This is a genomic window from Mesorhizobium sp. USDA 4413 (genome assembly GCF_056280365.1).
Genome location: NZ_JBVPRP010000001.1, coordinates 863,535 through 886,013, shown reverse-complemented (window position 1 = coordinate 886,013; position 22,479 = coordinate 863,535). Strand labels below are relative to the sequence as shown.

At 64.2% G+C, this 22,479-nt stretch carries 24 protein-coding genes and 1 pseudogene; 12 read left to right on the top strand and 13 right to left on the bottom strand.

Annotated features, from left to right (window positions below; genetic code table 11):
* Positions 1-2: 2 nt before the first annotated feature.
* Entirely contained in the window at positions 3-701 is a 699-nt protein-coding gene (locus ACVMIM_RS04490) for a TetR/AcrR family transcriptional regulator (RefSeq protein WP_476110703.1), read from the bottom strand.
* A gap of 131 nt (positions 702-832) precedes the next feature.
* Between ACVMIM_RS04490 and ACVMIM_RS04485 the strand changes: the two genes are divergently transcribed.
* Positions 833-2,023 (top strand): HlyD family secretion protein, encoded by a 1,191-nt coding sequence (locus ACVMIM_RS04485; RefSeq protein WP_476110701.1) that lies wholly within the window; start codon positions 833-835, stop codon positions 2,021-2,023.
* Positions 2,024-2,162: 139 nt separating this feature from the next.
* Entirely contained in the window at positions 2,163-3,779 is a 1,617-nt protein-coding gene (locus tag ACVMIM_RS04480) for a DHA2 family efflux MFS transporter permease subunit (RefSeq protein ID WP_476110700.1), read from the top strand.
* A 93-nt stretch (positions 3,780-3,872) separates the two neighbouring features.
* On the opposite strand, the gene msrB is transcribed toward ACVMIM_RS04480, so the two are convergent.
* The 4 genes and pseudogenes from msrB to ACVMIM_RS04460 form a co-directional block, all read right to left on the bottom strand.
* On the bottom strand, positions 3,873-4,376 hold the full coding sequence (msrB, locus tag ACVMIM_RS04475) for a peptide-methionine (R)-S-oxide reductase MsrB (RefSeq protein WP_476110699.1): 504 nt from the start codon (positions 4,374-4,376) through the stop codon (positions 3,873-3,875).
* Positions 4,377-4,629: 253 nt separating this feature from the next.
* A complete protein-coding gene (locus ACVMIM_RS04470) occupies positions 4,630-5,187 on the bottom strand; it encodes a fasciclin domain-containing protein (protein WP_476110697.1) in 558 nt (185 codons plus the stop codon).
* Positions 5,188-5,393: 206 nt separating this feature from the next.
* On the bottom strand, positions 5,394-6,110 hold the full coding sequence (locus ACVMIM_RS04465; protein ID WP_476110695.1) for an anti-sigma factor: 717 nt from the start codon (positions 6,108-6,110) through the stop codon (positions 5,394-5,396).
* Positions 6,107-6,645: pseudogene (locus ACVMIM_RS04460) on the bottom strand (sigma-70 family RNA polymerase sigma factor). Before ACVMIM_RS04460 ends, ACVMIM_RS04465 begins: the two are co-directional and overlap by 4 nt.
* A gap of 147 nt (positions 6,646-6,792) precedes the next feature.
* On the opposite strand from ACVMIM_RS04460, the gene ACVMIM_RS04455 reads away from it, so the two are divergent.
* From ACVMIM_RS04455 to argB, 3 genes are all read left to right on the top strand, one after another.
* The gene (locus ACVMIM_RS04455) at positions 6,793-7,104 is read left to right on the top strand and encodes a hypothetical protein (protein ID WP_476110693.1); all 312 of its coding nucleotides are present in this window, start codon (positions 6,793-6,795) and stop codon (positions 7,102-7,104) included.
* Complete coding sequence (locus ACVMIM_RS04450; RefSeq protein WP_476110692.1) at positions 7,005-8,291, top strand: amidase; 1,287 nt, start codon at positions 7,005-7,007, stop codon at positions 8,289-8,291. Before ACVMIM_RS04455 ends, ACVMIM_RS04450 begins: the two co-directional genes overlap by 100 nt.
* 100 nt (positions 8,292-8,391) lie before the next feature.
* Positions 8,392-9,285 (top strand): acetylglutamate kinase, encoded by an 894-nt coding sequence (gene argB / locus ACVMIM_RS04445; protein ID WP_041000089.1) that lies wholly within the window; start codon positions 8,392-8,394, stop codon positions 9,283-9,285.
* Between the two features lie 42 nt (positions 9,286-9,327).
* On the opposite strand, the gene bchE is transcribed toward argB, so the two are convergent.
* Together bchE and ACVMIM_RS04435 are read right to left on the bottom strand one after the other, a co-directional pair.
* On the bottom strand, positions 9,328-10,878 hold the full coding sequence (gene bchE / locus ACVMIM_RS04440) for a magnesium-protoporphyrin IX monomethyl ester anaerobic oxidative cyclase (protein WP_476110691.1): 1,551 nt from the start codon (positions 10,876-10,878) through the stop codon (positions 9,328-9,330).
* A gap of 103 nt (positions 10,879-10,981) precedes the next feature.
* Positions 10,982-11,458 carry an Lrp/AsnC family transcriptional regulator gene (locus tag ACVMIM_RS04435; protein ID WP_040984916.1) on the bottom strand — a complete coding sequence of 159 codons (477 nt, stop codon included), beginning with the start codon at positions 11,456-11,458 and terminating at the stop codon, positions 10,982-10,984.
* Between the two features lie 135 nt (positions 11,459-11,593).
* Between ACVMIM_RS04435 and phhA the strand changes: the two genes are divergently transcribed.
* Positions 11,594-12,430, top strand: coding sequence for a phenylalanine 4-monooxygenase (gene phhA, locus ACVMIM_RS04430; RefSeq protein ID WP_476110690.1), 837 nt, complete (start codon positions 11,594-11,596; stop codon positions 12,428-12,430).
* A 78-nt stretch (positions 12,431-12,508) separates the two neighbouring features.
* On the opposite strand, the gene ACVMIM_RS04425 is transcribed toward phhA, so the two are convergent.
* Positions 12,509-12,997: a MarR family winged helix-turn-helix transcriptional regulator gene (locus ACVMIM_RS04425; RefSeq protein WP_476110689.1), complete on the bottom strand. Its 489-nt coding sequence runs from the start codon at positions 12,995-12,997 to the stop codon at positions 12,509-12,511.
* A gap of 95 nt (positions 12,998-13,092) precedes the next feature.
* Here ACVMIM_RS04425 and ACVMIM_RS04420 point away from each other — a divergent pair, with 95 nt between their 5' ends.
* Complete coding sequence (locus tag ACVMIM_RS04420) at positions 13,093-13,260, top strand: hypothetical protein (RefSeq protein WP_181170310.1); 168 nt, start codon at positions 13,093-13,095, stop codon at positions 13,258-13,260.
* An 81-nt stretch (positions 13,261-13,341) separates the two neighbouring features.
* Here ACVMIM_RS04420 and ACVMIM_RS04415 read toward each other — a convergent pair whose 3' ends face one another.
* The 3 genes from ACVMIM_RS04415 to ACVMIM_RS04405 all read right to left on the bottom strand — a co-directional run bounded on the left by ACVMIM_RS04415 (position 13,342) and on the right by ACVMIM_RS04405 (position 15,880).
* The gene (locus ACVMIM_RS04415) at positions 13,342-14,781 is read right to left on the bottom strand and encodes a GMC oxidoreductase (RefSeq protein ID WP_476110687.1); all 1,440 of its coding nucleotides are present in this window, start codon (positions 14,779-14,781) and stop codon (positions 13,342-13,344) included.
* Positions 14,778-14,930, bottom strand: coding sequence for a hypothetical protein (locus ACVMIM_RS04410; RefSeq protein WP_476110686.1), 153 nt, complete (start codon positions 14,928-14,930; stop codon positions 14,778-14,780). The genes ACVMIM_RS04415 and ACVMIM_RS04410 overlap by 4 nt, the downstream gene beginning before the upstream one ends.
* A gap of 188 nt (positions 14,931-15,118) precedes the next feature.
* Positions 15,119-15,880 carry a GGDEF domain-containing protein gene (locus tag ACVMIM_RS04405; protein WP_278051301.1) on the bottom strand — a complete coding sequence of 254 codons (762 nt, stop codon included), beginning with the start codon at positions 15,878-15,880 and terminating at the stop codon, positions 15,119-15,121.
* Between the two features lie 150 nt (positions 15,881-16,030).
* Here ACVMIM_RS04405 and ACVMIM_RS04400 point away from each other — a divergent pair, with 150 nt between their 5' ends.
* Positions 16,031-16,738, top strand: a complete 708-nt coding sequence (locus ACVMIM_RS04400; RefSeq protein WP_041000095.1) for a pyrimidine 5'-nucleotidase — start codon at positions 16,031-16,033, stop codon at positions 16,736-16,738.
* A gap of 47 nt (positions 16,739-16,785) precedes the next feature.
* Here the strand turns inward: ACVMIM_RS04400 and ACVMIM_RS04395 are convergent, their stop codons facing one another.
* Positions 16,786-17,625 carry an LOG family protein gene (locus ACVMIM_RS04395; RefSeq protein WP_476110685.1) on the bottom strand — a complete coding sequence of 280 codons (840 nt, stop codon included), beginning with the start codon at positions 17,623-17,625 and terminating at the stop codon, positions 16,786-16,788.
* Between the two features lie 144 nt (positions 17,626-17,769).
* Between ACVMIM_RS04395 and dapD the strand changes: the two genes are divergently transcribed.
* The 3 genes from dapD (at position 17,770) to ACVMIM_RS04380 (ending at position 19,833) form a co-directional block, all read left to right on the top strand.
* Positions 17,770-18,624, top strand: coding sequence for a 2,3,4,5-tetrahydropyridine-2,6-dicarboxylate N-succinyltransferase (gene dapD, locus ACVMIM_RS04390; RefSeq protein WP_476110684.1), 855 nt, complete (start codon positions 17,770-17,772; stop codon positions 18,622-18,624).
* 155 nt (positions 18,625-18,779) lie between these two features.
* Complete coding sequence (locus ACVMIM_RS04385; RefSeq protein ID WP_476110683.1) at positions 18,780-19,124, top strand: DUF805 domain-containing protein; 345 nt, start codon at positions 18,780-18,782, stop codon at positions 19,122-19,124.
* A 7-nt stretch (positions 19,125-19,131) separates the two neighbouring features.
* On the top strand, positions 19,132-19,833 hold the full coding sequence (locus tag ACVMIM_RS04380) for a hypothetical protein (protein ID WP_041000099.1): 702 nt from the start codon (positions 19,132-19,134) through the stop codon (positions 19,831-19,833).
* A 234-nt stretch (positions 19,834-20,067) separates the two neighbouring features.
* Here the strand turns inward: ACVMIM_RS04380 and ACVMIM_RS04375 are convergent, their stop codons facing one another.
* Positions 20,068-21,105 (bottom strand): 2-dehydropantoate 2-reductase, encoded by a 1,038-nt coding sequence (locus ACVMIM_RS04375; RefSeq protein ID WP_476110681.1) that lies wholly within the window; start codon positions 21,103-21,105, stop codon positions 20,068-20,070.
* Positions 21,106-21,279: 174 nt separating this feature from the next.
* On the opposite strand from ACVMIM_RS04375, the gene dapE reads away from it, so the two are divergent.
* Entirely contained in the window at positions 21,280-22,479 is a 1,200-nt protein-coding gene (dapE, locus tag ACVMIM_RS04370) for a succinyl-diaminopimelate desuccinylase (protein WP_476110680.1), read from the top strand.

Below are 22,479 nucleotides of genomic sequence, written 5' to 3'. Positions count from 1 at the left end.
GGTCAGGCCGATTGCAGCGCCTTTTCCTCGGCGAGAAATTTTTGCGTGCCGTAGGCCTTGAGGAAGACGTCGACGCCGGACTTCACGACATGTCCGATCTCCGCCTGGCTCGGCGCCTTGGTGCGGTAGGAAAAGATGCACTGGCGGAACAGGCCGGCAAGGCAAAGCTCGGTGAACTGATAGGCGGCAAGATCGACATCGTCGATCTCGAGCAGGCCGCGCTCGACGGCTTCGTTGAGGAAGGCCATGACCTTGTCGTGGCCGCGTTTCGGGCCGCGCTCGTAAAAACGCGCGCCAAGCTCGGGTATCCGGTCGGACGCGCCGACCACTGTGCGCTGGGCCTGGATGACCTTGGCCGAGGTGATCTTGGCGGAGAGCCCCATGCCGAATTTCACCAGCGTGTTGCGCAGGTCGTCGAAATGGTCGAGCACCTCATACATGTTCTTGAAGATGGTGCCGCGCTCTTCCTCGATCAGAGCCTCGAACAGCTCTTCCTTGTTTTGGAAATAGACGTAGATCGTGCCCTTGGAGACGCCGGCCTCGCGCGTGATATCGTTCATCGAGGCGGCTTCGAAGCCTTTGTCTATGAAGACGCGGCGCGCGCCTTCGATGATCTGGGCACGCTTGACCGGGTCCTGCCCGGCCGCCGGACGACCCTTGCGCAAGTCGAGCAGATCGCTATCGGCTGTCGTTTCGACCATGGAAGTCATTCCTTGAAAATATTTCGAACCGCTCGGTTCGATTTCCTCTTGATATGGTCCTCTTTCCGCGCTATGTCAATCACCAATTCGAACCGAACGGTTCAGTCTGACTGACATCCAGAGAGATACCCATGTCCTCGAACGCGCCCGCCACTGCCGAAGTCCGCACGTTTCCCAACGCCAAGGTCCAACCGTCGACCGAAGCGCCGGAAGTTCCTGTCCAGCCCGCCGCCCCGGTCGCGACTCCGGCCGAGGCGCCCGTCAAGAAAAAGCGCTCGGCCCGTTCCTTCCTGCTGCCAATCATCGGCCTCGCCCTGCTCGGCGCCGGATCCTGGTATGGGTATAACTATTGGACCGACGGCCGGTTCATGATCTCCACCGACGATGCCTATGTCCAGGCCGATATGTCGTTCGTGTCGCCGAAAATATCCGGCTATATCGACAAGGTGCTGGTGGGCGAGAACCAGAAGGTCAAGGCCGGCGATCCGCTGTTCGTCATCGACAATGGCGACTACAAGATCGCGGTCGCCCAGGCCGAGGCGCAGATCGCCACATTGAGCAAAACGCTCGACCGCATAGAGGCTCAGACCAAGGCGGCCCAGGCCTCGCTTTCGCAGGCCGAGGCCCAGAAGGTCGCGGACCAGGCCGCCGCCGACAATGCGGCGCGCGCCCAGCTTCGCGCGGCGCAGCTTCTCAAGACCCATGTCGGCACGCAGGCGCAGCTCGATGACGCGCAGACCGCGCTCGACCAGGGCAAGGCGGCCCTTGTCGGCGCCGATGCGCAGATCGCGGCGGCTCAGGCCAATATCGGCGTGCTGGAAGCGCAGCGCGCGGAATCGGCCTCGACGCTCGCCTCGCTGCAGCTCACCCGCGACAAGGCCCAGCGCGACCTCTCCTTCACCGTGCTGAAGGCGCCCTATGACGGCGTCGTCGGCAACCGCTCGGTCGAGCAGGGCGACCTCGTCAGCCCCGGCCAGAAGCTCGCCGTCGTCGTGCCGATGGACAAGCTCTACATCGTCGGCAACTTCAAGGAGACGCAGCTCGGCCGCATGGTGCCCGGCGAGAAGGTCCGCATCACCGTCGACGCGATCGACGGCCAGACCTTCGAAGGCACGGTCTCCTCGCTGGCGCCGGCTTCGGGCGCGGTGTTCTCGCTGCTCCCGCCGGAAAACGCCACCGGCAACTTCACCAAGGTGGTGCAGCGCGTGCCCGTGCGCATCGACGTGCCGGCCGACGTCTTGAAGACCGGCAAGCTACGCGCCGGCTTAAGCGTCGTCGTCGCAGTGGACAGCCGCACCGCGCCGGCCTCGACGACCAACTGATCGGGGGGCGGTTCGGTGGCCATTCGAGCGCCGAGCCGCCCAGCCTGCTTCGGAGCGGCAGACGCGCTCCAACCATCTGTTTCGACGCAATTCCGGACCGCCACGCTGGTCGTCGAGAATTGCTTAGGGAGGCCATGACATGGCAACCGCAACCATCACCGCAGGAGCAATGCCGGGACGCCCGGTCGCTGCCGCCGCGCCGGCCCTGCCCGCGGACCATATGCCTGTGCGCCGCGTCGTCGCCTTCCTGGCGATGGTGTTCGGCATGTTCATGGCGATCCTCGACATCCAGATCGTGTCGGCCTCGCTCGCCGAGATCCAGGCGGGCCTGAGCGCCAGCTCCGACGAGATCCCGTGGGTGCAGACCGCCTATCTGATCGCCGAGGTGGTGATGATCCCGCTGTCGGGCTTCCTCAGCCGCATGCTGTCGACGCGGGTGCTGTTCACCACCGCGGCGGCCGGCTTCACCGCGGCCAGCGCGCTCGCCGCGACCGCCACCAATATCGACCAGATGATCGTCTACCGCGCCATCCAGGGCTTCATCGGCGGCGGCATGATCCCGAGCGTCTTCGCGGCTGCCTTCACCATCTTCCCGCCTTCCAGGCGCGCCGTCGTCTCGCCGATGATCGGCTTGGTGGCGACGCTGGCGCCGACGATCGGCCCGACGGTGGGCGGCTATATCAGCCATGCCATGTCCTGGCACTGGCTGTTCCTGATCAATGTCGTGCCCGGCATCCTGGTGGCGACGGCTGCCTGGTCGCTGATCGACTTCGACAAGCCCAACCTGAAACTGTTCTCTAAATTCGACTGGTGGGGCCTGATCGGCATGGCCGCCTTCCTCGGCTGCATGGAATATGTGCTGGAGGAAGGTCCGAACCATGACTGGCTGCAGGAACAGGCCGTCTTCATCTGCGCCGTGATTATGACCATTGGCGGCGTCATCTTCTTCTGGCGCGTCTTCACCGCCGAGGAGCCGATCGTCGATCTCAGGGCCTTCAGCAACGTCAACTTCGCCTTCGGCTCGCTGTTCTCCTTCGTCGTCGGCATCGGCCTTTACGGGTTGACCTACCTCTATCCGGTGTTCCTCGGCCGTATCCGTGGCTACGATTCGATGATGATCGGCGAGGCGCTGTTCGTCAGCGGCCTGGCAATGTTCTTCACCGCGCCGATCGCCGGCATCCTGTCGAACAAGATCGATCTCAGGCTGATGATGATGATCGGCTTCCTGGGCTTCGCCACCGGCACCTGGTGGATGACGCATCTCACCGCCGACTGGGATTTCTATGAGCTCTTGATCCCGCAGATCCTGCGCGGCTGCTCGATGATGCTGTGCATGGTGCCGATCAACAACATCGCGCTCGGCACCTTGCCGCCGGAGCGGCTGAAGAATGCGTCGGGCCTGTTCAACCTGACCCGCAATCTCGGCGGCGCCGTCGGCCTGGCAGTCATCAACACGGTGCTGATCGACCGCAATGCCTTTCACTATGCAAGGCTTTCGGAGCATGTGCAGTGGGGCAGCGAGGCCGCGCAAACCAAGCTGCAGAACATGACCCTGACCTTCCAGCAAAACGCCCGTCTCGACGCAACGACCGCCGCCATTTCGAAGCTGTCCGGCATGGTGCAGCAGCAGGCAGCGCTTTTGTCCTTCATGGACGTGTTCATGATGTTGACCGTGCTGTTCGCCTCGCTCGGATTTTTCGTGCTGTTCATCAACAAGCCGGCGCAGCAGCGCGGCGGTGGCGGCGGAGGCCATTGAGGAGCCGGAACCCCCGCCTGGCTACCTCAACGCGTGACCCCGGAAATCGGTGACGATTTCCGGGGTCATTTCTTTGGACAGATCCCAGTCCGCTCAGGCAGCGGCCGGCTTGAAGCTCAGCGCCACGCCGTTGATGCAATGGCGCAGGCCTGTGGGCGGCGGGCCGTCGTCGAAGACATGGCCGAGATGCCCGCCACAGCGCCGGCAATGCACCTCGGTGCGAATCATGCCGAGCGTGCGGTCCTCGGTCTTGCCGATGGAATTGGGGATCTCCTGCCAGAAGCTCGGCCAGCCGGTCCCGGAATCGAACTTCGTCTCCGACGAATAGACCGGCAGGTCGCAGCCGGCGCAGGCGAAGATGCCCTTGCGGTGCTCGTTGAGCAGCGGGCTGGTGCCCGGATATTCCGTGCCCTGCTTGCGCAGCACGTCGAAGGCAGCGTCGGAGAGGATGGCGTGCCATTCGGCATCGGTCTTGGTGACCTCGAAGGTTTCGGCGGCCAGAGCGGGCTTCGGGCCGCCGGCACGCAGCATCGCTCCGGATCCGACGATGAGAGCGGTGGCGGCTGCCCCGCTCCAGAGAAAATCGCGACGGTTCATGGCCGTTCCTCCTGACACATTTTGCCAAGATAGAGCGCCACCCGGAAATCAAAAGCCGGTGACGCGCTATCCGTCATGTTGAGCACTTCCAGACGAAAAACCGCTTCGTGTCTTGCTGGATTGCTGCTCCGCGCGCCCCTTGCGGGCCGTCGCGGAGCACTCCTGCCGGCAGCGCGGATTTTGGATGTCGCGGCCGGCGCTCAGCCATGCTTCGCCGGGCATGCCCGCTTTGTTACATCTTCGGCCCGCTTTGTTACATCTTGGGCAAGAGAACCTTGTCGATGACGTGGATAACGCCGTTCGACTGACGGACATCGGCGATGGTGACGTGAGCGACATTACCGTTCTCGTCGGTCACGGTGACCTTGCCCTTCTCGGTCTTCAGCGTCAGCTCGCAGCCGCCGACCGTCGTGACCTGGTGCGCGCCGCCATCGGCCTTGGCCATCTTGGCGACATCGGCTGCCAGCGCCTTGGCGGCGATGACATGGCAGGTGAGCACCTTGGTCAGCTTGTCCTTGTTCTCGGGCTTGAGCAGCGTATCGACCGTGCCGGCGGGCAGCGCCGCGAAGGCCTCATTGGTCGGCGCGAAGACGGTGAAGGGGCCCGCGCCCTGCAGCGTGTCGACGAGGCCGGCGGCTTTGACGGCGGCGACCAGCGTGGTGTGGTCCTTCGAATTGACGGCGTTCTCGATGATGTTCTTCTTGGCATACATCGGCGCCCCGCCGACCATCGGATTGGCGGCATAGGCAACGGCGCCGAGCGCGGAAAAACCGAGCGTAGAGGCAAGCAAAAGGGTGGCGAGTTTACGCATTGTGTCAGTCTCCTCTGGTTGTTTTCATCCCGTGTTTGGGAACGCGAGGAGACACGGGCTTCAAAAAAGTTAGTTTCACGGAGGTCGATAGATTTTTGCTTCGTTCGATTTATTTTGCTGCTGCCGCCCGTGACGGTGGCGGATTCCTCCAGTCCGCCAAAGGCAGGAGATAGACTTCCATTCGTCTTTGATGATGCCGCGTGGGATCAGATGCCCTTCAAATCACCTGCGGCGACGACCGGGCCGGTCGGCTGGCCGGTCGGCGAGCCGCCCGAAGGCTCGAGGCTGACGGCGAGCACGGCGCCTTGCGCGAGCTTCTGCTGGACCGCGGGCGCGACCGCCATGCGCACGGTCTGGCCGGCGGGGATGACGCCCATCGACACCGGCGCGTTCTTGCCCTCGATCATCCACAATTCGAAATCCTTGCCGGCGCTGCGATCGCCGGAGACCAGCGACAGGCCGACCTCGTGGCGGGCGGCGTCATAGACGGCGAGGTATTTGACGTTGCTGCTGTCGGCGGCCAGAGAGGCGACCAGCCTGGTGTCGGGCGACCGGACCGGCGGATTGACGTAAGGCAGGGCGACATAGACGGCCAAAGCGGCAATGGCCGCCGCGGCGAGGCCGCGCCAGAAGGCAAGGCTCCCCCACAGGCCGCCGCCGGTCGCAGTGGACGCGGACGCTGCAAACAGGCGCCGGTCGATCGCCGCCTTCACCGAAGCCGGCGGATCGACCGCGGCGTAAGCAGCGGCTATCGGCGCGAAGCGCACCTCCCAGGCATCGACCAGGCGGGCGAACGCCGCCTCCGTATCAATGCGGCGGGACGCGGCCTGGCGTTCGTCGGCTGGCAGGACGCCGAGAACATATTCAGCGGCGAGCAGGTCGTCGCCTCCACGTTCCGGTCCGTTGTCTTCCGCCAGCGTCATCTTTCCAGGCATTCTCTCAGTTGAGCAGACTTCGCCGCAGCCAGGTCCGCATCGTGTTCAGCGGAACCTTGAAGCGCTCCGCCAGCTCGGCATAGCTTTCACCGCTCAGATAGGCGCCCCGGACGGCCGCCGCCCGGTCTTTCTCCAACTCGTCAAGGCAATGGTGGATGCGTTCGCTCTCGCCAGCCGCGACAGCCATGGCCTCAGGTCCCGGCGCCGGATCGGCGACGTCGAGGGCTGCGTCGATGTCGGCGGAAGAACTGCGCCGCGCCCTGATGCGATCGATCGCATGGTTGCGCGCAATGGCCACCAGCCAGGAAATCGGGCTCAGATCGGAAACCGCGAAACGGTCTGCTTTCGTCCAGATCTTGACGAACACCTCCTGCAGCGCTTCTTCCGCATCTCCCCGGTCCCTCAAGACACGAAGGCAAACGCCGAAAAGTTTCCCGCTGGTCTGCTTGTAGAGCAGATCGAACGCAGTCCGGTCCTTCATCGAAGTCCGGACGATCAGCTTGCTGATGTCCTGCGGCCCCATGGCGGCAAATTAGAAGATCGCGATTTAATTGCAACGGGCCGCCCAAGGCTTTGTCCGCCGAAGATTGCCGTGCCGTTGGTTCTATCGAATCCCGATTTCGATCTGCAGCTTCATGCGATAGGTTTTGGCAAACGAGGGGATGCGGTGATGTCGATCGAGCGCGTGCTTTGGGAACAGGATGCGACCGGCCTTGCCGAGCTCGTCCACAAAGGGGAAATCGCGCCGCAGGAGCTGGTCGACGCGGCGATCGCGCGCGCCGAGGCGACAAGGCCCGACATCAATGCGATCGCTACACCACTTTACGACGCCGCACGGGCACGAGCGAAGACCGTCGACCGCACGCTGCCTCGCTGGCCGGCGTGCCCTTCGCGCTCAAGGATCTCGGCATCGGCATCAAGGGCGTGCCGATCCATGGCGGCAGCCGCATCCCGCCTTTCACGGCGGATTTCAACTCGGTGATGGTCGAGCGCTATCTCGCCGCCGGGCTGATCCCGGTTGCCACCAGCACCTCACCCGAGCATGGGCTGAGGCTGATGACGGAGTCGGCCCGCTTCGGCATCACCCGCAACCCTTGGAACACAGGCCACACCACCGGCGGCTCGTCCGGCGGCGCCGCCGCGCTGGTGGCGGCGGGCGTGGTGCCGGCGGCGCATGCTTCCGACGGCGGCGGCTCGATCCGCGTGCCCTCGGCCTGCAGCGGGCTGGTCGGCCTGAAGACCTCGCGCGGCCGCGTGCCGCTGACGCCGCTGGTCAGCGAAAGCTGGTACGGCATGGTCGTCGACCACGCCGTCAGCCGCTCGGTGCGCGATACCGCGCTGCTGCTCGACCTTACCCATGGCGCCGATCCGCTTTCGCCCTACGCGGCACGCGCGCCGCAAGGTTTCTTCGCGGTCGCCGCCGCGCGCGACCCGGGCAGGCTCAGCCTCGCCGTCTACCGCAAGTCGCCGCTCGGCCTGCCGATCTCGGCCGAGACGCTCCAGGCGCTCGACACGGCGGTGGCGTTGGCGCGCGAAGGCGGCCACACGGTGGAGGAAATCGACCTGCCTTTCATCGGCCGCGACTTCATCGCCGATTTCTGTCGGAGTGTCGCCTCCGCCGTTGCCGGGACGATGCGGGCCGAGTCGCAGCGCGTCGGCCGGCCGGTAACCCGCGAGGTCGAGCGCGCGACCCGCGTGCTCGCGCGTCTGGGTGAAATGCTGTCCGCTGGCGAAGTCTATGAAAGCGTGCAGCGGCTCAACGCCACGGCGCGGCGGCTTATCGAGGAGACGGCGCGCTTCGACGCCGTGCTGATGCCGATCATCGCGCATCCGCCGCTGGCCTGCGGCTCAATGGACCCCAAGGGCGCCGACGAGTTCCTCGAGAATCTGCTCGACAAATTGCATCTGACGAGCCTGCTCAAGGTCAAGTCGTTCTTCGGCCAGCTGATGGACAAGAGCCTGTGGTTCACGCACTGGCCGGCGATCCAGAATGTCAGCGGGCAGCCCTCGATCGCGCTTCCGGTGCATGTCACGGCGGCCGGCCTTCCGCTCGGCATCCAAGCCGCCGGCCGGCCCGGCGACGAGGAGACGCTGTTGTCCTTCGCCGCGCAGATGGAGAAGCTTTCGGGATGGCTGAAGCGGCGCGCGCCGCTCAAGGTGCCGGGCTAAGGTCTGTCGATTTCGTCATTGTGACCGCAAAGCCGTTTGCGGCCTGCTCCAATTCCCGCTAAGACCCCGCCGTCCTTTCCTAGAAGCCGGGATCACATCGATGACGGACGTCGCCGCCAACGCCGAAATGCAGGCCGCGCTGCTCTCGCGCGCGCTGCCCTATATGCAGCGCTACGAGAACAAGACGGTGGTGGTGAAATATGGCGGCCATGCCATGGGTGATACCGAGCTCGGCAAAGCCTTCGCCCGCGACATCGCGCTGCTGAAACAGTCCGGCGTCAACCCGATCGTCGTGCATGGCGGCGGGCCGCAGATCGGCGCGATGCTCAACAAGATGGGCATCGAATCCAAGTTCGAGGGCGGCCTGCGCGTCACCGACCAGAAGACGGTCGAGATCGTCGAGATGGTGCTGGCCGGCTCGATCAACAAGGAGATCGTGGCGCTGATCAATGCCGAAGGCGAGTGGGCGATCGGGCTCTGCGGCAAGGACGGCAACATGGTGTTTGCCGAAAAGGCGCGCAAGACCATGATCGACCCGGATTCCAACATCGAGCGGGTGCTCGATCTCGGCTTCGTCGGCGAGCCGGTCGAGGTCGACCGCACGCTGCTCGACCTTCTCGCGCGCTCGGAAATGATCCCGGTGCTGGCGCCGGTGGCGCCCGGCCGTGACGGCCACACCTACAACATCAACGCCGACACGTTCGCCGGTGCGATCGCCGGCGCATGCCGGGCCTCGCGCCTGCTCTTCCTCACCGATGTGCCGGGCGTGCTCGACAAGGACAAGAAGCTGATCGACGAGCTGACCGTCGCCGAGGCCAAGGCGCTGATCAAGGACGGCACGGTGTCGGGCGGCATGATTCCGAAGGTCGAAACCTGCATCGAGGCGATCGAGCGCGGCGTCGAGGGCGTCGTCATCCTCAACGGCAAGACGCCGCATTCGGTGCTGCTCGAGCTCTTCACCGAGCACGGCGCCGGCACGTTGATCGTTCCGTAAGAAAGTAAGTTCACCGTTTCCGCAGGCGGTGAGCCGCCCTATTCAGCCGGCTAACCTTCCCTGACCTTCAATGACTATGGCCGGCTTTCGCGCCGGCTGCCGGACGATCATCGATTCCTCTTCGGCGTCCTGCGGCGCGCCCCAGAACTCGGCGAGCGTCGGGCCGTCCGCGGCGCGGCGATCGTGGATCAGGAAACTCCAGACCTCGCGGAACCAGACGCGGCGGCCCATCTTCGTGTACCAGCGCATCGAATGACGCTGCTCGGGATCGGGGTGGAAGAGGATGCGCGCCAGCGCCTTCGGCCGCGACTGCACCGCGACCTCGATCAGCTTGACGGCGAAGAACAGCATCCACGGCTTCAGCCGGGTCATATGCAGAACCTGGTGCTTGTAATCCCAGAGGCGCACGTCCTTCTGGATCACCTTGCGGTCGCGCGCGATGCGGAAGAACGGCGTCCAGCGATGCGGCGTGACATAGAGCGCCTGGATCTGGTCGGGATCATAAGCGATGAGCTGGCGGAAGCCGCGCCAGAGGTCGCGCAAGGTCTCGTCCTCGAAGCCGGCGACCCAGGTCGCCATCGACAATATGCCGTGCCGGCGCAGCAGCCGGATCGCCCCGCGGTCGGACTTGGTGCTGCCGCCCTTGCGGATCAGCGACAGCGTCTCTTCGTCGGTGTTCTCCATGCCGAGCAGCCAGCGGATAACACCGGCCTTGCGGTAGAGATGCAGGATATCGGCATCGCGCACGATGTCGTCGGCGCGGGTCGAGCCGACGATCAGCACCGGCACGTTCTCGGCGATCATGGCGTCGAGAAAGGCGCGCCAAGCCTTCTTCGAGGAGGTCGGGTTCTCGTCCGCCAGGTTGATCAGCTCGACGCCGTGCTCGCGATGGAGCCAGGCGATCTCCTTGGCGAATCTGACAGGGTCGCGATGGCGCCAGCGGGTCCAGAAGCCGCGCTGGCCGCAATAATTGCACAGATGCGGGCAGCCGCGCGAGAACTGCATGACCACCGCCCGCTTGCGGCCCCAATAGGAGTAGCGGCGATGATCGATCAGCTCCCAGCCGACGCGATAAGCGTCGAGATCGGCAATCGTCATGGCCGCCTGCGTCGCGACAGGACGGCCGAGATCGTCGCGATAGGCGATGCCTGCGACACTTCCCACTGGCTGGCGCATCTCGATCGCCTCGACCAGCGCCGTCGCGGTCGCCTCGCCCTCGCCGCGCACGATGAAGTCAAAGACGTCGGTCGCGGCGAGAATGTCGCGCCAGTGATAGGTCGGGAAGACGCCGCCATAGATGACGGTGACGCCCGACGCGCGCGCCTTGATCATTTCGGCGATGCTCAAGGCCGTCGGATGCGCCGAGGTCGAGCCGGAATGGCCGATCAGCACGAAGTCCGGATCACCGCTCAGGGCCTCGTCGACCAGCGTGCCAAGCGGCATCGGCCCGAACTCGGCATCGACCAGGCGCACCTGATGGCCGGAATCGATCAGCGGCCCGCCGATCGCCAAAAGCCCGAGCGGCGGCAGATGGTCGTCGGGCACGCGGCTGCCGATTGCGGTGTGCGGCGGATTGATCAGCACGATGTTCATGGCGGACCTCCATATTGGGTCCGCTTGTGCTAGAGGCCGATGCCGAAGCCGCCTTGGCGCGGTTCAGCAGTTTCCACGCAGCTTTTCGCCAGATTTGACCGGATCAGCGCCGCAGATGGCTGAGCGGCACATGACCGGGGCCCTTGATGTTCTGCAGCACGAGCTGCGTGTGAACGTCGCGCACGCCGGGCAGCCGCATCAGCCGGTGCATGACGAAGGCGTTCAGATCGTCGACCGACGGCACCATGACATGCAGCAGGAAATCGTGGTCGCCGGTCATCGTCCAGCAGGACGAGACCTCGTCCATGCGCTGGACGGCGGCTATAAAACTTTCAGGTGAGCCATCGCTGTGGCTGACCAACCGCACCTGGATGAACACCTCGACCGTGAGGCCGACGGCGCGGCGGCTGAGCACAGCAGCAAAGCCCTTGATGATGCCGGTTTCCTGCAACGCTTCGAAGCGGCGCGCGCAAGGGGTGGTCGACAGGCCGATCTCCTGCGCCAGCTCCGAAACAGGCTTGCGACCGTCGCGCTGCAGGATGTCGAGCATCTTGATCTCGAAATCGTCGAACTGAGGCATGTCTTCCTGATCTCGCGTTGACTGGAGTGTTTTTACCTCAAAATTCGCCACCGAGCTACAAACAAGGCTGATTTGCCTCAGCGATCGCTCCTACACTCTTCGCGACGATCCGCGGATCACGATCTTGAGGAGGATATGATGACGATCAGCGTTGCCGATTACGCCGCCGAATGCGCGGCGCAGGGCCTTCGCGGCGACTATTCGGTGTGCCGCAGCGATTTCACCGTGGCGCAGGGCTACGACTATTCCGCCGAGGAACAGGCGGTGTGGCGCACGCTGTGCGACCGTCAGACGAAGCTGACCAAGAAGCTCGCGCACCATTCCTATCTGGATGGCGTCGCCGCGCTGGGCCTGCTCGACCGGATCCCGGATTTCGACGAGCTCAGCGAGAAGCTCACTAGGCTGACCGGCTGGGAGATCGTCGCGGTGCCCGGCCTGATCCCGGCCGGCCCGTTCTTCGACCATCTCGCCAACCGGCGCTTCCCGGTCACCAACTGGCTGCGGAAGGAAAAGGAGCTCGACTACATCGTCGAGCCGGACATGTTCCACGATTTCTTCGGCCATGTGCCGATCCTGACCCAGCCGGTGTTCGCCGATTTCATGCAGATGTACGGCCAGAAAGCCGAGGACATCATCGCGCTCGGCGGCGACGAGATGATCACGAGGCTTTACTGGTACAGCGCCGAATACGGCCTCATCCAGGAGGCCGGCCAGCCGTTGAAGGCCTTCGGCGCCGGGCTGATGTCGTCCTTCACCGAACTGCAATTCGCAGTCGAGAGCAAGGATGCCCATCATGTGCCGTTCGACCTCGAGACGGTGATGCGCACCGGTTACGAGATCGACAAGTTCCAGCGCGCCTATTTCGTGCTGCCGTCCTTCGATGCGCTGCGCGATGCTTTCGCCAAGGGCGACCTCGCCGGCATCGTGGCGCGGTTCAAGGGCCAGCCGGCGCTGGACCCGGCGACGGTCTGAGGTCGGTTTTCGCCCAACCGACATTCAGGGCGGTTCAGCTGCCGACAGGCGGCTGAGCCGCCTCTCGCTTTTTGCCGATCAAGCCTTTTCGGGCTCCGCCTTGATCCTTGCCAACTGCTCGTTCTGCAGGTCGAGCGCAGCGTTGACGAAGCGCAGCACTGTCGCGAGCTCGGCATCGCTGAAGCTCGCCACCACCTTCTCGCCCTCGCGCGCGATCGTGCCGTAATAGCGCTCCGACAGCTCCCTGGTCAGTTCGGTCGCCTCGATCACCACCTTGCGCCTGTCCTGAAGGCTGCGGGTCCGGGTGACGTAGCCGCGCGCCTCCAGCCGGTCGATCAGCGCCGTCACCGCCGCCGGCGTCAGCCCCGTTGCCGCCGCCACAGCGCCCGCCGATTGCGGCCCGGCATGAAGCAGGCCCAGGCAATGCCGCTCGGCCGCGATCAGCCCCAGCCGCGCGCCCACCGCTTCGTCATAGGCCTGAACGGCGTCCTGCCAGCGCATGACGGCGAGGCCGACGGCCCGGGTCATTTCATCGCGTTTCCTGCTTGACGAATTTATTTCGATCATCTAATTATTAATCTGTCTAACACTCAGACTATCGTATCAATATGCGATGGCACTTTTTGCAGGGCAAGGGCAAAGTCGCCGACAAGGAGCAAACAATGAGCTTGATTCAACAGCGCACTCCTCTCTCGAACGAGGAGGAATACAAATACGCCAAGCTGGCGATGGAATGGTATGGCTGGGGCTCGCCCATCGGCCTTGGCATTCTGCTGGTGGCGCTTGCCGCCGCGGCCGTGCTGGTGCGCGTGGCCGTTTACGGACTGTAGGCGAGCTCGCAATTCTCCAAAAGGCGCGCCAGGGCGGCGCCGGTTGCCATTCCAGGCGCCGGCGCCGCCGGCGTTTTGAGATCAGACGGCAATCACCTTGCCGAGATGCTCGCCCAGCCGGCAGGCGAGCGCGGTGATGGTGGTGGTGGGGTTGCACTGGCCCGACGTGCAGAACACTGAGGAACCGCCGACATAGAGATTGTCCATGCCATGCACCTTGCAATTGGCGTCGACGACGCTCTTCAGGACATCGGTTCCCATGCGGGTGCCACCCATATGGTGGTGGCCCGCCGTCTCCTCATTGGTCGGGTAGTCGCCGCCATTGCTGATCCACTCGTCGATGCGGACGCGGCCGAGATTCTTCTGCGCCATCGTCGCCCCGAACAACCTGAGTCCCTCCAGCAGGGTTCGGCGCTCGAGCGACGACTTCTTCCAGTGCAGTTCGATGCGCGGCACGCCGGCGTGATCGACATCGGTCTTCGACAGCTCGATCCGGTTCGAGGCGAGCGGCGCCTGCTCCCAGGCGACATAGAGCTGTGCGGCGCAACGTAGCCTCTGATCCAGCTGGGACGACATCCACTCCGCCATGTTGGGCGCGGTGCAGGCGAGGTCGGCGATCAGCTTCTTGACATTGGGATAGGGGCTCTCGATCAGGCGGATGCCGAAATTCATGATCTGCAGCCGTTCCATCGCGGCAAGCGTCGGCGAGAAGAAGGCTTCGTTCGAGGCGTCGACCTCGAACTCCGAGTAATTGGCGAGAATGGCGTTGCCGCCCTGGAAGGTCGGATGCTCCATCCAGTAGCGGCCGAGCGCCGCCGCGTTCGGCACCACGCCGCCGTTCGAACGTTCATTCGACCACAACAGCAGCCGCGAGTTCTCCAGCCCGCCGGTGCAGGTGACGAAATAGTCCGCGCTGAAGGTGCCGGCATCCTGCCCGTTCGACCAGAGCTTCGCGCCGGTGACGCGCTTGCCGTCGCCGGTAAGCTCGGTCGCGTAGGTGTTGAGCACGACAGCGATGTTCCTGCTCTTGTCGAGCTCGTCGGCGAATTTCTCGCCGAAGCGCACCGCGGGGCTCTTGATCAATTGAACCCAGCGGATGTCGTCCGAAACCGAGACGTCCGGACGGAACGCCGGAAGATCGAGGATGTCATGGACTTCGCCAAGATAGGGCTCGATGTCGGCGCGGCTGATCGGCCAGCCGGTGTCCGGCGCCCAGGCCTTCGGCTCGAAGTCCTGTTTGTCGAGCACGCGGCACCAGCCGGCCCAATGGTTGGACGAGCCGCCCATGAACCGCAGCCTGGTGATGTCGAGGTCGAAGTAGAAATCGCCGACCGTCTTGCCACGGTAGAAATCCTGCGAGTCGTCGCTGAATTCGCGCGAGCCCGCCTCGAGCACGACGACCGGAATGCCGGCGGCGCCGAGCTTCCTGGCGATCGTCGTGCCGGCGGGACCGGAGCCGAGGATGCAGACCTTGGGTTTGAAGCCGGCCTGATTATAGGCTTCGTAACTGTCGAAGATCACGCGAGATCGCTCCGCCGCAGGATCCAGCCATTGATCTCGACGATTTCATCGGGATCGATCTCGTCCGGGTCAGCTAGGGCCGGCCGGATGCGGAATAGCGACAGCGTGGGCAACGCGATCAGCGCCTGCACGATCGCGCGGCGCGACATTTTGCTTATGAACCTGCTCATGACACGCCTCTCGATAGGATCCACGCATGCCGTTCCTGAACGGCACACATGCCGCCGAGAAAGCCAATTCCGTGCCAAACCCAAGTGAAAACGGCGTTACACCGGCAAGTTCAGCGCGGTTGAATACGGACATGGTTAGGGCTTTCCTAAACGCCCGCGGCGAGGCTTCATGCCGCTTCAGGAAGCTCGCGGCCGAGGATCGAAAGATTGCGGCCGCGGTTCTTGGCCTCGTAAAGCCTGCGATCGGCGGCACGCATCAAATCGGAAACCGTCGCGCTCTCGCCGCAGCTTATGCCGCCGATCGAGACGGTGAGCGGCACGGTGCGCTCGTCGACGGGGCGGAAACGGATAAGCTCGACCTCGCGGCGGATGCGTTCGGCGACATGCTTGGCTTCCGGTTCGCTGGCGCCGACCAGGAAGGCCGCGAATTCCTCGCCGCCGATGCGGCCCAGAATGTCACCGCTGCGGACACCGCGCTCGATGGCTCCGGCGATCAGGAGCAGCGCTTCGTCTCCCGTCAAATGACCGTAGCTGTCGTTGATCCTCTTGAAGTGATCGGCGTCGATGATGAGCAGCGCGCCGCGATCGCTCTTGCGCCGCGACCCGTCGAGCGCGGCAAAAAAGGTTTCGCGGTTGAGCATGCCGGTCATGTCGTCGCGGCTCGCCTTTTCCGACAGGCGCCGGTGCGCCGCCGCGAGCTGCGCGTGGGCCCGGGCAAGCTCGCGATGGGCATTCTGCAACCGGTCGCTCTGCCAGAAGCTGCCGGCGCTGGCGGCCCAGGCGAGCATGAGCGGGCAGACCGTCGACGCCAGCCAGACGGTACGGCTCATCGGAAAGCCCATTGCCGGAACCACAATCAACGTCAACGACAGCGAGACGGCGACCGAGGCGAATGCCACGGCAGCGGCCTTCAGAAATATGCGACTCATCATTTGCTCCCAACGGAGAGCTTCTGTGCCAGCAAGCGTTAAAGGCGACCTTTCCGAGACTTTTAAAATTTGAAGCGAGACGCCATTTTCACCCTTGGTGACGCGCATAAGTTGTGGATAAAATCTGCCCCGGCGTGCCATAAGAAATCCATGACAACGACACCCGATCCCGCCCGCTTCGCCCATGTCACGGACTGGGTGTTCGACCTGGACAACACGCTCTATCCGCATCACTCGAACCTGTTCGCGCAGATCGACGTGAAGATGACCGCCTATGTCGGCGAGCTGCTGACGCTTTCGCGCGACGAGGCCCGCAAGCTGCAGAAGGAGCTCTACCTGGAATACGGCACGACGCTGAACGGGCTGATGAAGCGGCACGGCATCAATCCCGACGATTTCCTCGAGAAAGTGCACGACATCGACTATTCGCGTCTGGTGCCGGATCCGGTGCTGGGCGCGGCGATCCGCCAGCTTCCCGGGCGCAAATTCATCTTCACCAATGGTGACCGCAGGCATGCCGAGCGCACCGCGCGCCAGCTCGGCATATTGGAACATTTCGACGACATCTTCGACATCGTCGCGGCAGGGCTGAACCCCAAGCCGGAGCGCCAGACCTATGAGCGTTTTGCCGAATTGCACGCCGTGACCGGGCACAATGCGGTGATGTTCGAGGATCTAGCGCGCAATCTGGCCGTGCCGAAAACGCTCGGCATGACGACCGTGCTGGTGGTGCCGCGCAATTTCGAGCCGACCTTCTCGGAGATCTGGGAACGCGACCCGGCAAACGAGGATGACGTCGATTTCGTCACCGACGATCTCGCCGGCTTCCTGACCGCGATCGTCGACGTGGCGGCCTGACCAACTCCAGATTGACGCGGGCCGTCGCCGAAGGCGTGGCAATCGCCCTAAAGTTTGTAGAAGCGGCGGATGATGTCCCAGGCCTCGTCGGCGGTTTCGACGAAATCGATGATGTCCTGATCCCCGGGCGAGATGGTGCCCTGCTCGGCAAGGAAATCGAGATCGATCGCCCTTTGCCAGAACGCCTTGCCGAACAGGATGACCGGCACGCGCTCCATGCGTCCCGTCTGGATGAGCGTCAGCGTCTCGAAGAACTCGTCCATCGTGCCGAAGCCGCCCGGGAACACGGCGACCGCCTTGGCGCGCATCACGAAATGCATCTTGCGGATGGCGAAGTAGTGGAAGTTGAAACAGAGCTCCGGCGTGACATAGGCGTTGGGCGCCTGCTCGTGCGGGAGCACGATGTTCAAGCCGATCGACGGCGCGCCGACATCGTCGGCGCCGCGGTTGCCGGCCTCCATGACGCCCGGTCCGCCGCCGGTGACGACGACATATTCCCGATAATAGGAGGTGGCCGACTGCCGCGAGCACAGACGGGCGAATTTGCGCGCCTCTTCGTAATATTTGCTGTTCGCCTCGAGGTTCTTCTTCTGCGTCTCGTTCTTGGCCGCCCAGGCTTCGCCGCCCGGTTCCGGCAGCCGGGCGCCGCCGAACAGGATGACGGTCGAGCGGATGCCGCGTTCGGCCAGGATCATCTCCGGCTTAAGCAGCTCGAGCTGCAGCCGCACGGCGCGCAATTCGCGCCGCGTCATGAATTCAGGATCGTTCCAGGCCAGCCGGTAGGTTTCGGCACGTGTCTGCGGGGTATCCGGCACGCTTTTCGAGCGCTCCAGGTCCTCGTCCGAATGCGGCAGCGGCGTCCACCCTGCCTTTTCCATGGGAGTCATCGAATCCACCCGTCCAATTCCTTCACTTGCGCCGTCCCGTGACGCTGCCGCGATTGACCCCCATTCAGCCTTAACATAGGGTCCGCGCGACTTTTAAACAGGTTAAGGCTGAGCGCCTTAACAGCTTGGTAATGGAGCGAAATCATGTCGAAGCCCGATCTGGCGAGCCTCGAAAAGATCATCGAAAAGGCCTTCGAGGAGCGCGACACGATTTCGACCGCAACGCGCGGCGAGACGCGCGACGCCATCCAGTCGGCACTCGACCTGCTCGATCGCGGCGTCGCCCGCGTCGCCGAGCGGCAGGATGACGGCAAGTGGCGCGTCAACCAGTGGCTGAAGAAGGCGGTGCTGCTCTCCTTCCGGCTGAATCCGATGGAGATCATCAAGGGCGGCCCGGGCCAGGCGGTGTGGTGGGACAAGGTGCCGTCCAAGTTCGACGGCTGGAGCGCCGTCGACTTCGAAAAGGCCGGCTTCCGCGCCGTGCCGTCCTCGATCGTGCGCCGCTCGGCCTATGTCGCGCCGGGTGCCGTGCTGATGCCGTCCTTCGTCAATGTCGGCGCCTATGTCGATTCGGGCACCATGGTCGACACCTGGGCCTCGGTCGGCTCCTGCGCCCAGATCGGCAAGAACGTGCACCTTTCCGGCGGCGTCGGCATCGGCGGCGTACTGGAGCCGATGCAGGCCGGTCCGACCATCATCGAGGACAATTGCTTCATTGGCGCGCGCTCGGAAGTGGTTGAGGGCTGCATCGTGCGCGAAGGCTCCGTGCTCGGCATGGGCGTGTTCATCGGCCAGTCGACCAAGATCGTCGACCGCGCCACCGGCGAGGTCTTTTACGGAGAGGTGCCGGCGAATTCGGTCGTCGTCGCCGGATCACTGCCGGGCAGGCCGCTGCCCAATGGCGAACCGGGTCCGAGCCTCTACTGCGCCGTGATCGTCAAGCGCGTCGACGCCAAGACCCGCTCCAAGACCTCGATCAACGAATTGCTGCGCGATTGATCCTGCCTAAAGCGCGTCGCGATCTTTCAGATTCGCTCCCTGCGCTTTAGGTTTTTGATCTTGCGCATGTCTTTGTCCCGACACCGGTTCCCACTTTCGGGAGACATGCTTTGACGGAGCGGACGCGATTGTCGGAAAGATCGCAATTCCTCTGGGTGTTCTTCAGCCTTTCGGGGCGACTGAGCCCGGTCGCCTATGCGCTGGCCGGGGTCTTGCTGGTGCTTGTCCAGTTTTTCCCCTTCTACCAGTTTGCGCGGGTTGAACTGAACACCGCGGCCAGCCAGAACTGGGCCATGATCTGCTGGGGGGTGCTGCTGATCTCGGCCTGGGCCACCTTCGCTGTGACGGCAAAGCGCTTCCACGACTTCGGCAAGCCAACCTATTTTGCGCTGATTTCGCTCATCATCGGGCCCATCCTGCTCATCATCCTCTCCTGTTTCCGCAGCGATCCCGGACCGAACCGCTACGGCAGGCGAACGAACGCGCCGGGCGATAGCTGAGACCGCCATGCGCTACCGCACGCTCGATCCGGCGCGGATCATCGAGACGGCCCAAAGGCTGGAGGAGCGTATCGCCGAACGTTTTCCGGAACGGGGCCTGCGCGCCATTGCCGGCGAACTGGTGTCGCTGTCGCGAGATCTCGCCAAGGCCGCCAAGGAACTGGAGGCGCCGATCTGGTGGCTGCGCGGCGTCATCGTCGCGGCCTTCATCGCCGGCGTGGCGATGTTCCTGTTCGTCGGCACCATCCTGCCGCTCGACCGCATTTCGGGCGCCGACGATGCCGTGCAGTCGGTGCAAGGCATCGAGGCGACGATCAATACGGTCATCCTGGCGGTGCTTGGGCTATTGACGCTGATCCGCACCGAGGAGCGGATCAAGCGCAAGCAGGTTTTCCGGAAGCTGCACGGGCTGCGCTCGCTGATCCATGTCATCGACATGCATCAATTGACCAAGGATCCGGCGGCCTTGTCGGCCGACTTCAAGCCGACCTCGCACTCGCCCGCCCGCATCACCAATGCCGCCGACCTGGCGCGCTATCTCGACTATTGCTCGGAAATGCTGTCGATCACCGGCAAGATCGCGGCGCTGTTCGCGCAGTCGGTCAATGACGACGTCGTCGTCAATGCCGTCAACGACATCGAGAACCTGAGCTCCAACCTGTCGCGCAAGATCTGGCAGAAGATCACGCTGATCCAGGACCGCCGATAGCTCCGCGACACAAGGACTTTGAAAGGCTGCCGTTGTCTTGGTGCAAGATTTTCCGTCCATATCTGTGAAATCAGCGCAAACGCCGGGGATTGGCTAAAGCCGCCCCCCAAGCTCGTCATTCCATGGCGGAGCAAGGAGCGAAGCGACGCGCGCAGACCATAGAATGACGATCGCGATGGGCGTTTCGGCCAATCTCCAAGGCATGCCGCCCGCCAACGCAACAGGGCCGACCGGTCAAGACTTCCGTGCCAGGGAACTGATAATCTCGTCCGGCATCAGCCCCGGCGGACCGCGCTTTTCCGCTTCCGCCTGACGCACCAGCGCGGCGACGCGTTCGTTGGCCGGCGTCGGAGTGCCGGTTTGCCTGGCCAGGCGAATGATGGCGCCCTGCAATTCGTCGATCTCAGTCGGGCGGCCGCGTTTCAGATCGTCCCACATCGACGAGCGCGCCCGAGGGTCGATCGCCAGCATGCGGCGGGCCAGGAGCCCGAACAGCCAGTCAGGCAGCCGCAGCACTTTCGGCAGCAGCGCCGGCGGCAGGCCGGTGATGCGCGCCGGCGCGATGCCGGCGGCCCGCATCGCGGCGAGCGCCTCATCGATCTCAGCGGCGAGGATGACGCGCCAGCTTCGGTCGGCCAATTGCCTGGCCAGCGGCAGGCCGGAGAGCGCCACCAGCGCATTGTTGAGGTTCATCAGCAATTTGCCCCACTGCGCCGCCTTCATGTCGGCGCGCGCTTCGACGGCAAGCCCATCGACATCGAGCAGATCGGCGAGACCGTCGACGCCGGTATCGATCATCACCTCGCCCTGGCTGGCGCGATGCGCACGCAACGGCGCCTCGCCATCGGGCGAGAGGACGACATTGAACATCACCATGCCGGCCAGCACTCGCCGTCCCGGGAGCGCGGCGCGCAGCCTGTCGGCATTGTCGACGCCGTTCTGCAGGCTGACCACCGCGGCATCCGGGCGCCCGTGGGCGTCGATCAGCCTGGCCATCTCCCCGGTCGCGCCGCTCTTCACCGTCACCAGGATGACGTCCGCGCCACACAGTGCCGCCGCCGGATCGTCGGTGGCAGAGATCGCCTGCGGCTCGACGCGGCGATTGCGGCCGTCGAGATCGCTGACACCCAGCCCGCTTTCGCGCATGGCCTCGACGATGCTGCCGCGGCCGAGGAAAGCCACTTCGCGCCCGGCGAGCGCCAGGCAGCCGCCGACATAGCAGCCGATGCTGCCGGCGCCGGCTATCGCGATGGTTCTTGCTTCACTGGCCATGCATTCGTCCTCGCCTGGTCCGCGACTTGCCATGATGCAGGCCGTCCTACCGGAACGGCCGCGCACTTCTGGGCGACATGCATTTATAGGCGATGACAACCATATTGTCGGCGGCATGACCGGCGATCATCTGGCATCGTGACACGACAGACGCTTTCGACTATCGCTTTGCCCATGACATTGCCGACCGACCCTGCCGCCAACCTTGCCGCGCTGATCCGTTGTCCTTCCGTGACGCCCGCCGAAGGCGGCGCGCTTGCCGCGCTGGAAGGTATGCTGAAACCGCTCGGCTTCTCGGTCGAACGTCCAGTCTTCTCGGAAGTCGGCACGCCGGACATCGAAAATCTCTATGCGCGGCGCTCGGGCAACGGCCCGCATCTGATGTTTGCCGGCCATACCGATGTCGTGCCGGTGGGTGACGAGGCGGCCTGGACCCACCCGCCTTTTGCCGCCGAAATCTCCAATGGCGAGATGTATGGAAGGGGCGCCGTCGACATGAAGGGCGGCATCGCCTGCTTCGTCGCCGCGGTGGCGCGCCACGTCGCCAAGAATGGCGGCCCGAAAGGCTCTGTGTCGCTGCTCATCACGGGCGACGAGGAGGGACCGGCCATCAACGGCACCACCAAGCTGCTCGACTGGGCGGCGGCCAAGGGCGAGAAGTGGGATGGCTCGATCGTCGGCGAGCCGACCAATCCGGACACGCTCGGCGATATGATCAAGATCGGCCGGCGCGGCTCGCTGTCGGGCAGCGTGACCGTGAATGGGCGCCAGGGCCATGTCGCCTATCCGCAGCTTGCCGACAACCCGGTTCGCGGGCTGATGAGCCTCGTCGACGCGCTGCTCCATCCGGTGTTCGACAAGGGAACGAAGGATTTCCAGCCGACCAACGTCGAAGTGACGTCGATCGATGTCGGCAACCCGGCGACCAACGTCATCCCGGCCAAGGCGACGGCCATTTTCAACATCCGCTTCAACGACAGCTGGGACGCCGAATCGGTCCAGGCCGAGATCCACAACCGGCTCGACCAGGCAGCGGGCCGCAAGAAATACCGGCCGGGCAAGAAGACGCCGGTCGACTACGAGCTTGTCTGGCGCGACCGGCCGAGCCATGTCTTCCTGACCCGCGACGACAGGCTGATCGATACGCTGAGCGGCTCGGTCAGAGCCGTGGTAGGCAAGACGCCGGCGCTCTCCACCTCCGGCGGCACCTCGGACGCTCGCTTCATCAAGGATTATTGCCCGGTGGTCGAGTTCGGCCTGGTCGGCAAGACCATGCATATGGTGGACGAGCGCGCCGCCCTTGCCGATCTCGAGACGCTGACGCAAATCTACGAACGCTTCATCGAAGACTGGTTCGGACAAGGCCTCGCGTAA

What these genes read in the sequence shown, in the direction of transcription:
- ACVMIM_RS04490 (WP_476110703.1), bottom strand. Translation starts at nt 701, where the DNA reads ATGGTCGAAACGACAGCCGATAGCGATCTGCTCGACTTGCGCAAGGGT.
- ACVMIM_RS04485 (WP_476110701.1), top strand. Translation starts at nt 833, where the DNA reads ATGTCCTCGAACGCGCCCGCCACTGCCGAAGTCCGCACGTTTCCCAAC.
- ACVMIM_RS04480 (WP_476110700.1), top strand. Translation starts at nt 2,163, where the DNA reads ATGGCAACCGCAACCATCACCGCAGGAGCAATGCCGGGACGCCCGGTC.
- msrB (WP_476110699.1), bottom strand. Translation starts at nt 4,376, where the DNA reads ATGAACCGTCGCGATTTTCTCTGGAGCGGGGCAGCCGCCACCGCTCTC.
- ACVMIM_RS04470 (WP_476110697.1), bottom strand. Translation starts at nt 5,187, where the DNA reads ATGCGTAAACTCGCCACCCTTTTGCTTGCCTCTACGCTCGGTTTTTCC.
- ACVMIM_RS04465 (WP_476110695.1), bottom strand. Translation starts at nt 6,110, where the DNA reads ATGACGCTGGCGGAAGACAACGGACCGGAACGTGGAGGCGACGACCTG.
- ACVMIM_RS04455 (WP_476110693.1), top strand. Translation starts at nt 6,793, where the DNA reads ATGTCGATCGAGCGCGTGCTTTGGGAACAGGATGCGACCGGCCTTGCC.
- argB (WP_041000089.1), top strand. Translation starts at nt 8,392, where the DNA reads ATGACGGACGTCGCCGCCAACGCCGAAATGCAGGCCGCGCTGCTCTCG.
- bchE (WP_476110691.1), bottom strand. Translation starts at nt 10,878, where the DNA reads ATGAACATCGTGCTGATCAATCCGCCGCACACCGCAATCGGCAGCCGC.
- ACVMIM_RS04435 (WP_040984916.1), bottom strand. Translation starts at nt 11,458, where the DNA reads ATGCCTCAGTTCGACGATTTCGAGATCAAGATGCTCGACATCCTGCAG.
- phhA (WP_476110690.1), top strand. Translation starts at nt 11,594, where the DNA reads ATGATGACGATCAGCGTTGCCGATTACGCCGCCGAATGCGCGGCGCAG.
- ACVMIM_RS04425 (WP_476110689.1), bottom strand. Translation starts at nt 12,997, where the DNA reads ATGATCGAAATAAATTCGTCAAGCAGGAAACGCGATGAAATGACCCGG.
- ACVMIM_RS04420 (WP_181170310.1), top strand. Translation starts at nt 13,093, where the DNA reads ATGAGCTTGATTCAACAGCGCACTCCTCTCTCGAACGAGGAGGAATAC.
- ACVMIM_RS04410 (WP_476110686.1), bottom strand. Translation starts at nt 14,930, where the DNA reads ATGTCGCGCCGCGCGATCGTGCAGGCGCTGATCGCGTTGCCCACGCTG.
- ACVMIM_RS04405 (WP_278051301.1), bottom strand. Translation starts at nt 15,880, where the DNA reads ATGAGTCGCATATTTCTGAAGGCCGCTGCCGTGGCATTCGCCTCGGTC.
- ACVMIM_RS04400 (WP_041000095.1), top strand. Translation starts at nt 16,031, where the DNA reads ATGACAACGACACCCGATCCCGCCCGCTTCGCCCATGTCACGGACTGG.
- ACVMIM_RS04395 (WP_476110685.1), bottom strand. Translation starts at nt 17,625, where the DNA reads ATGACTCCCATGGAAAAGGCAGGGTGGACGCCGCTGCCGCATTCGGAC.
- dapD (WP_476110684.1), top strand. Translation starts at nt 17,770, where the DNA reads ATGTCGAAGCCCGATCTGGCGAGCCTCGAAAAGATCATCGAAAAGGCC.
- ACVMIM_RS04380 (WP_041000099.1), top strand. Translation starts at nt 19,132, where the DNA reads ATGCGCTACCGCACGCTCGATCCGGCGCGGATCATCGAGACGGCCCAA.
- ACVMIM_RS04375 (WP_476110681.1), bottom strand. Translation starts at nt 21,105, where the DNA reads ATGGCCAGTGAAGCAAGAACCATCGCGATAGCCGGCGCCGGCAGCATC.
- dapE (WP_476110680.1), top strand. Translation starts at nt 21,280, where the DNA reads ATGACATTGCCGACCGACCCTGCCGCCAACCTTGCCGCGCTGATCCGT.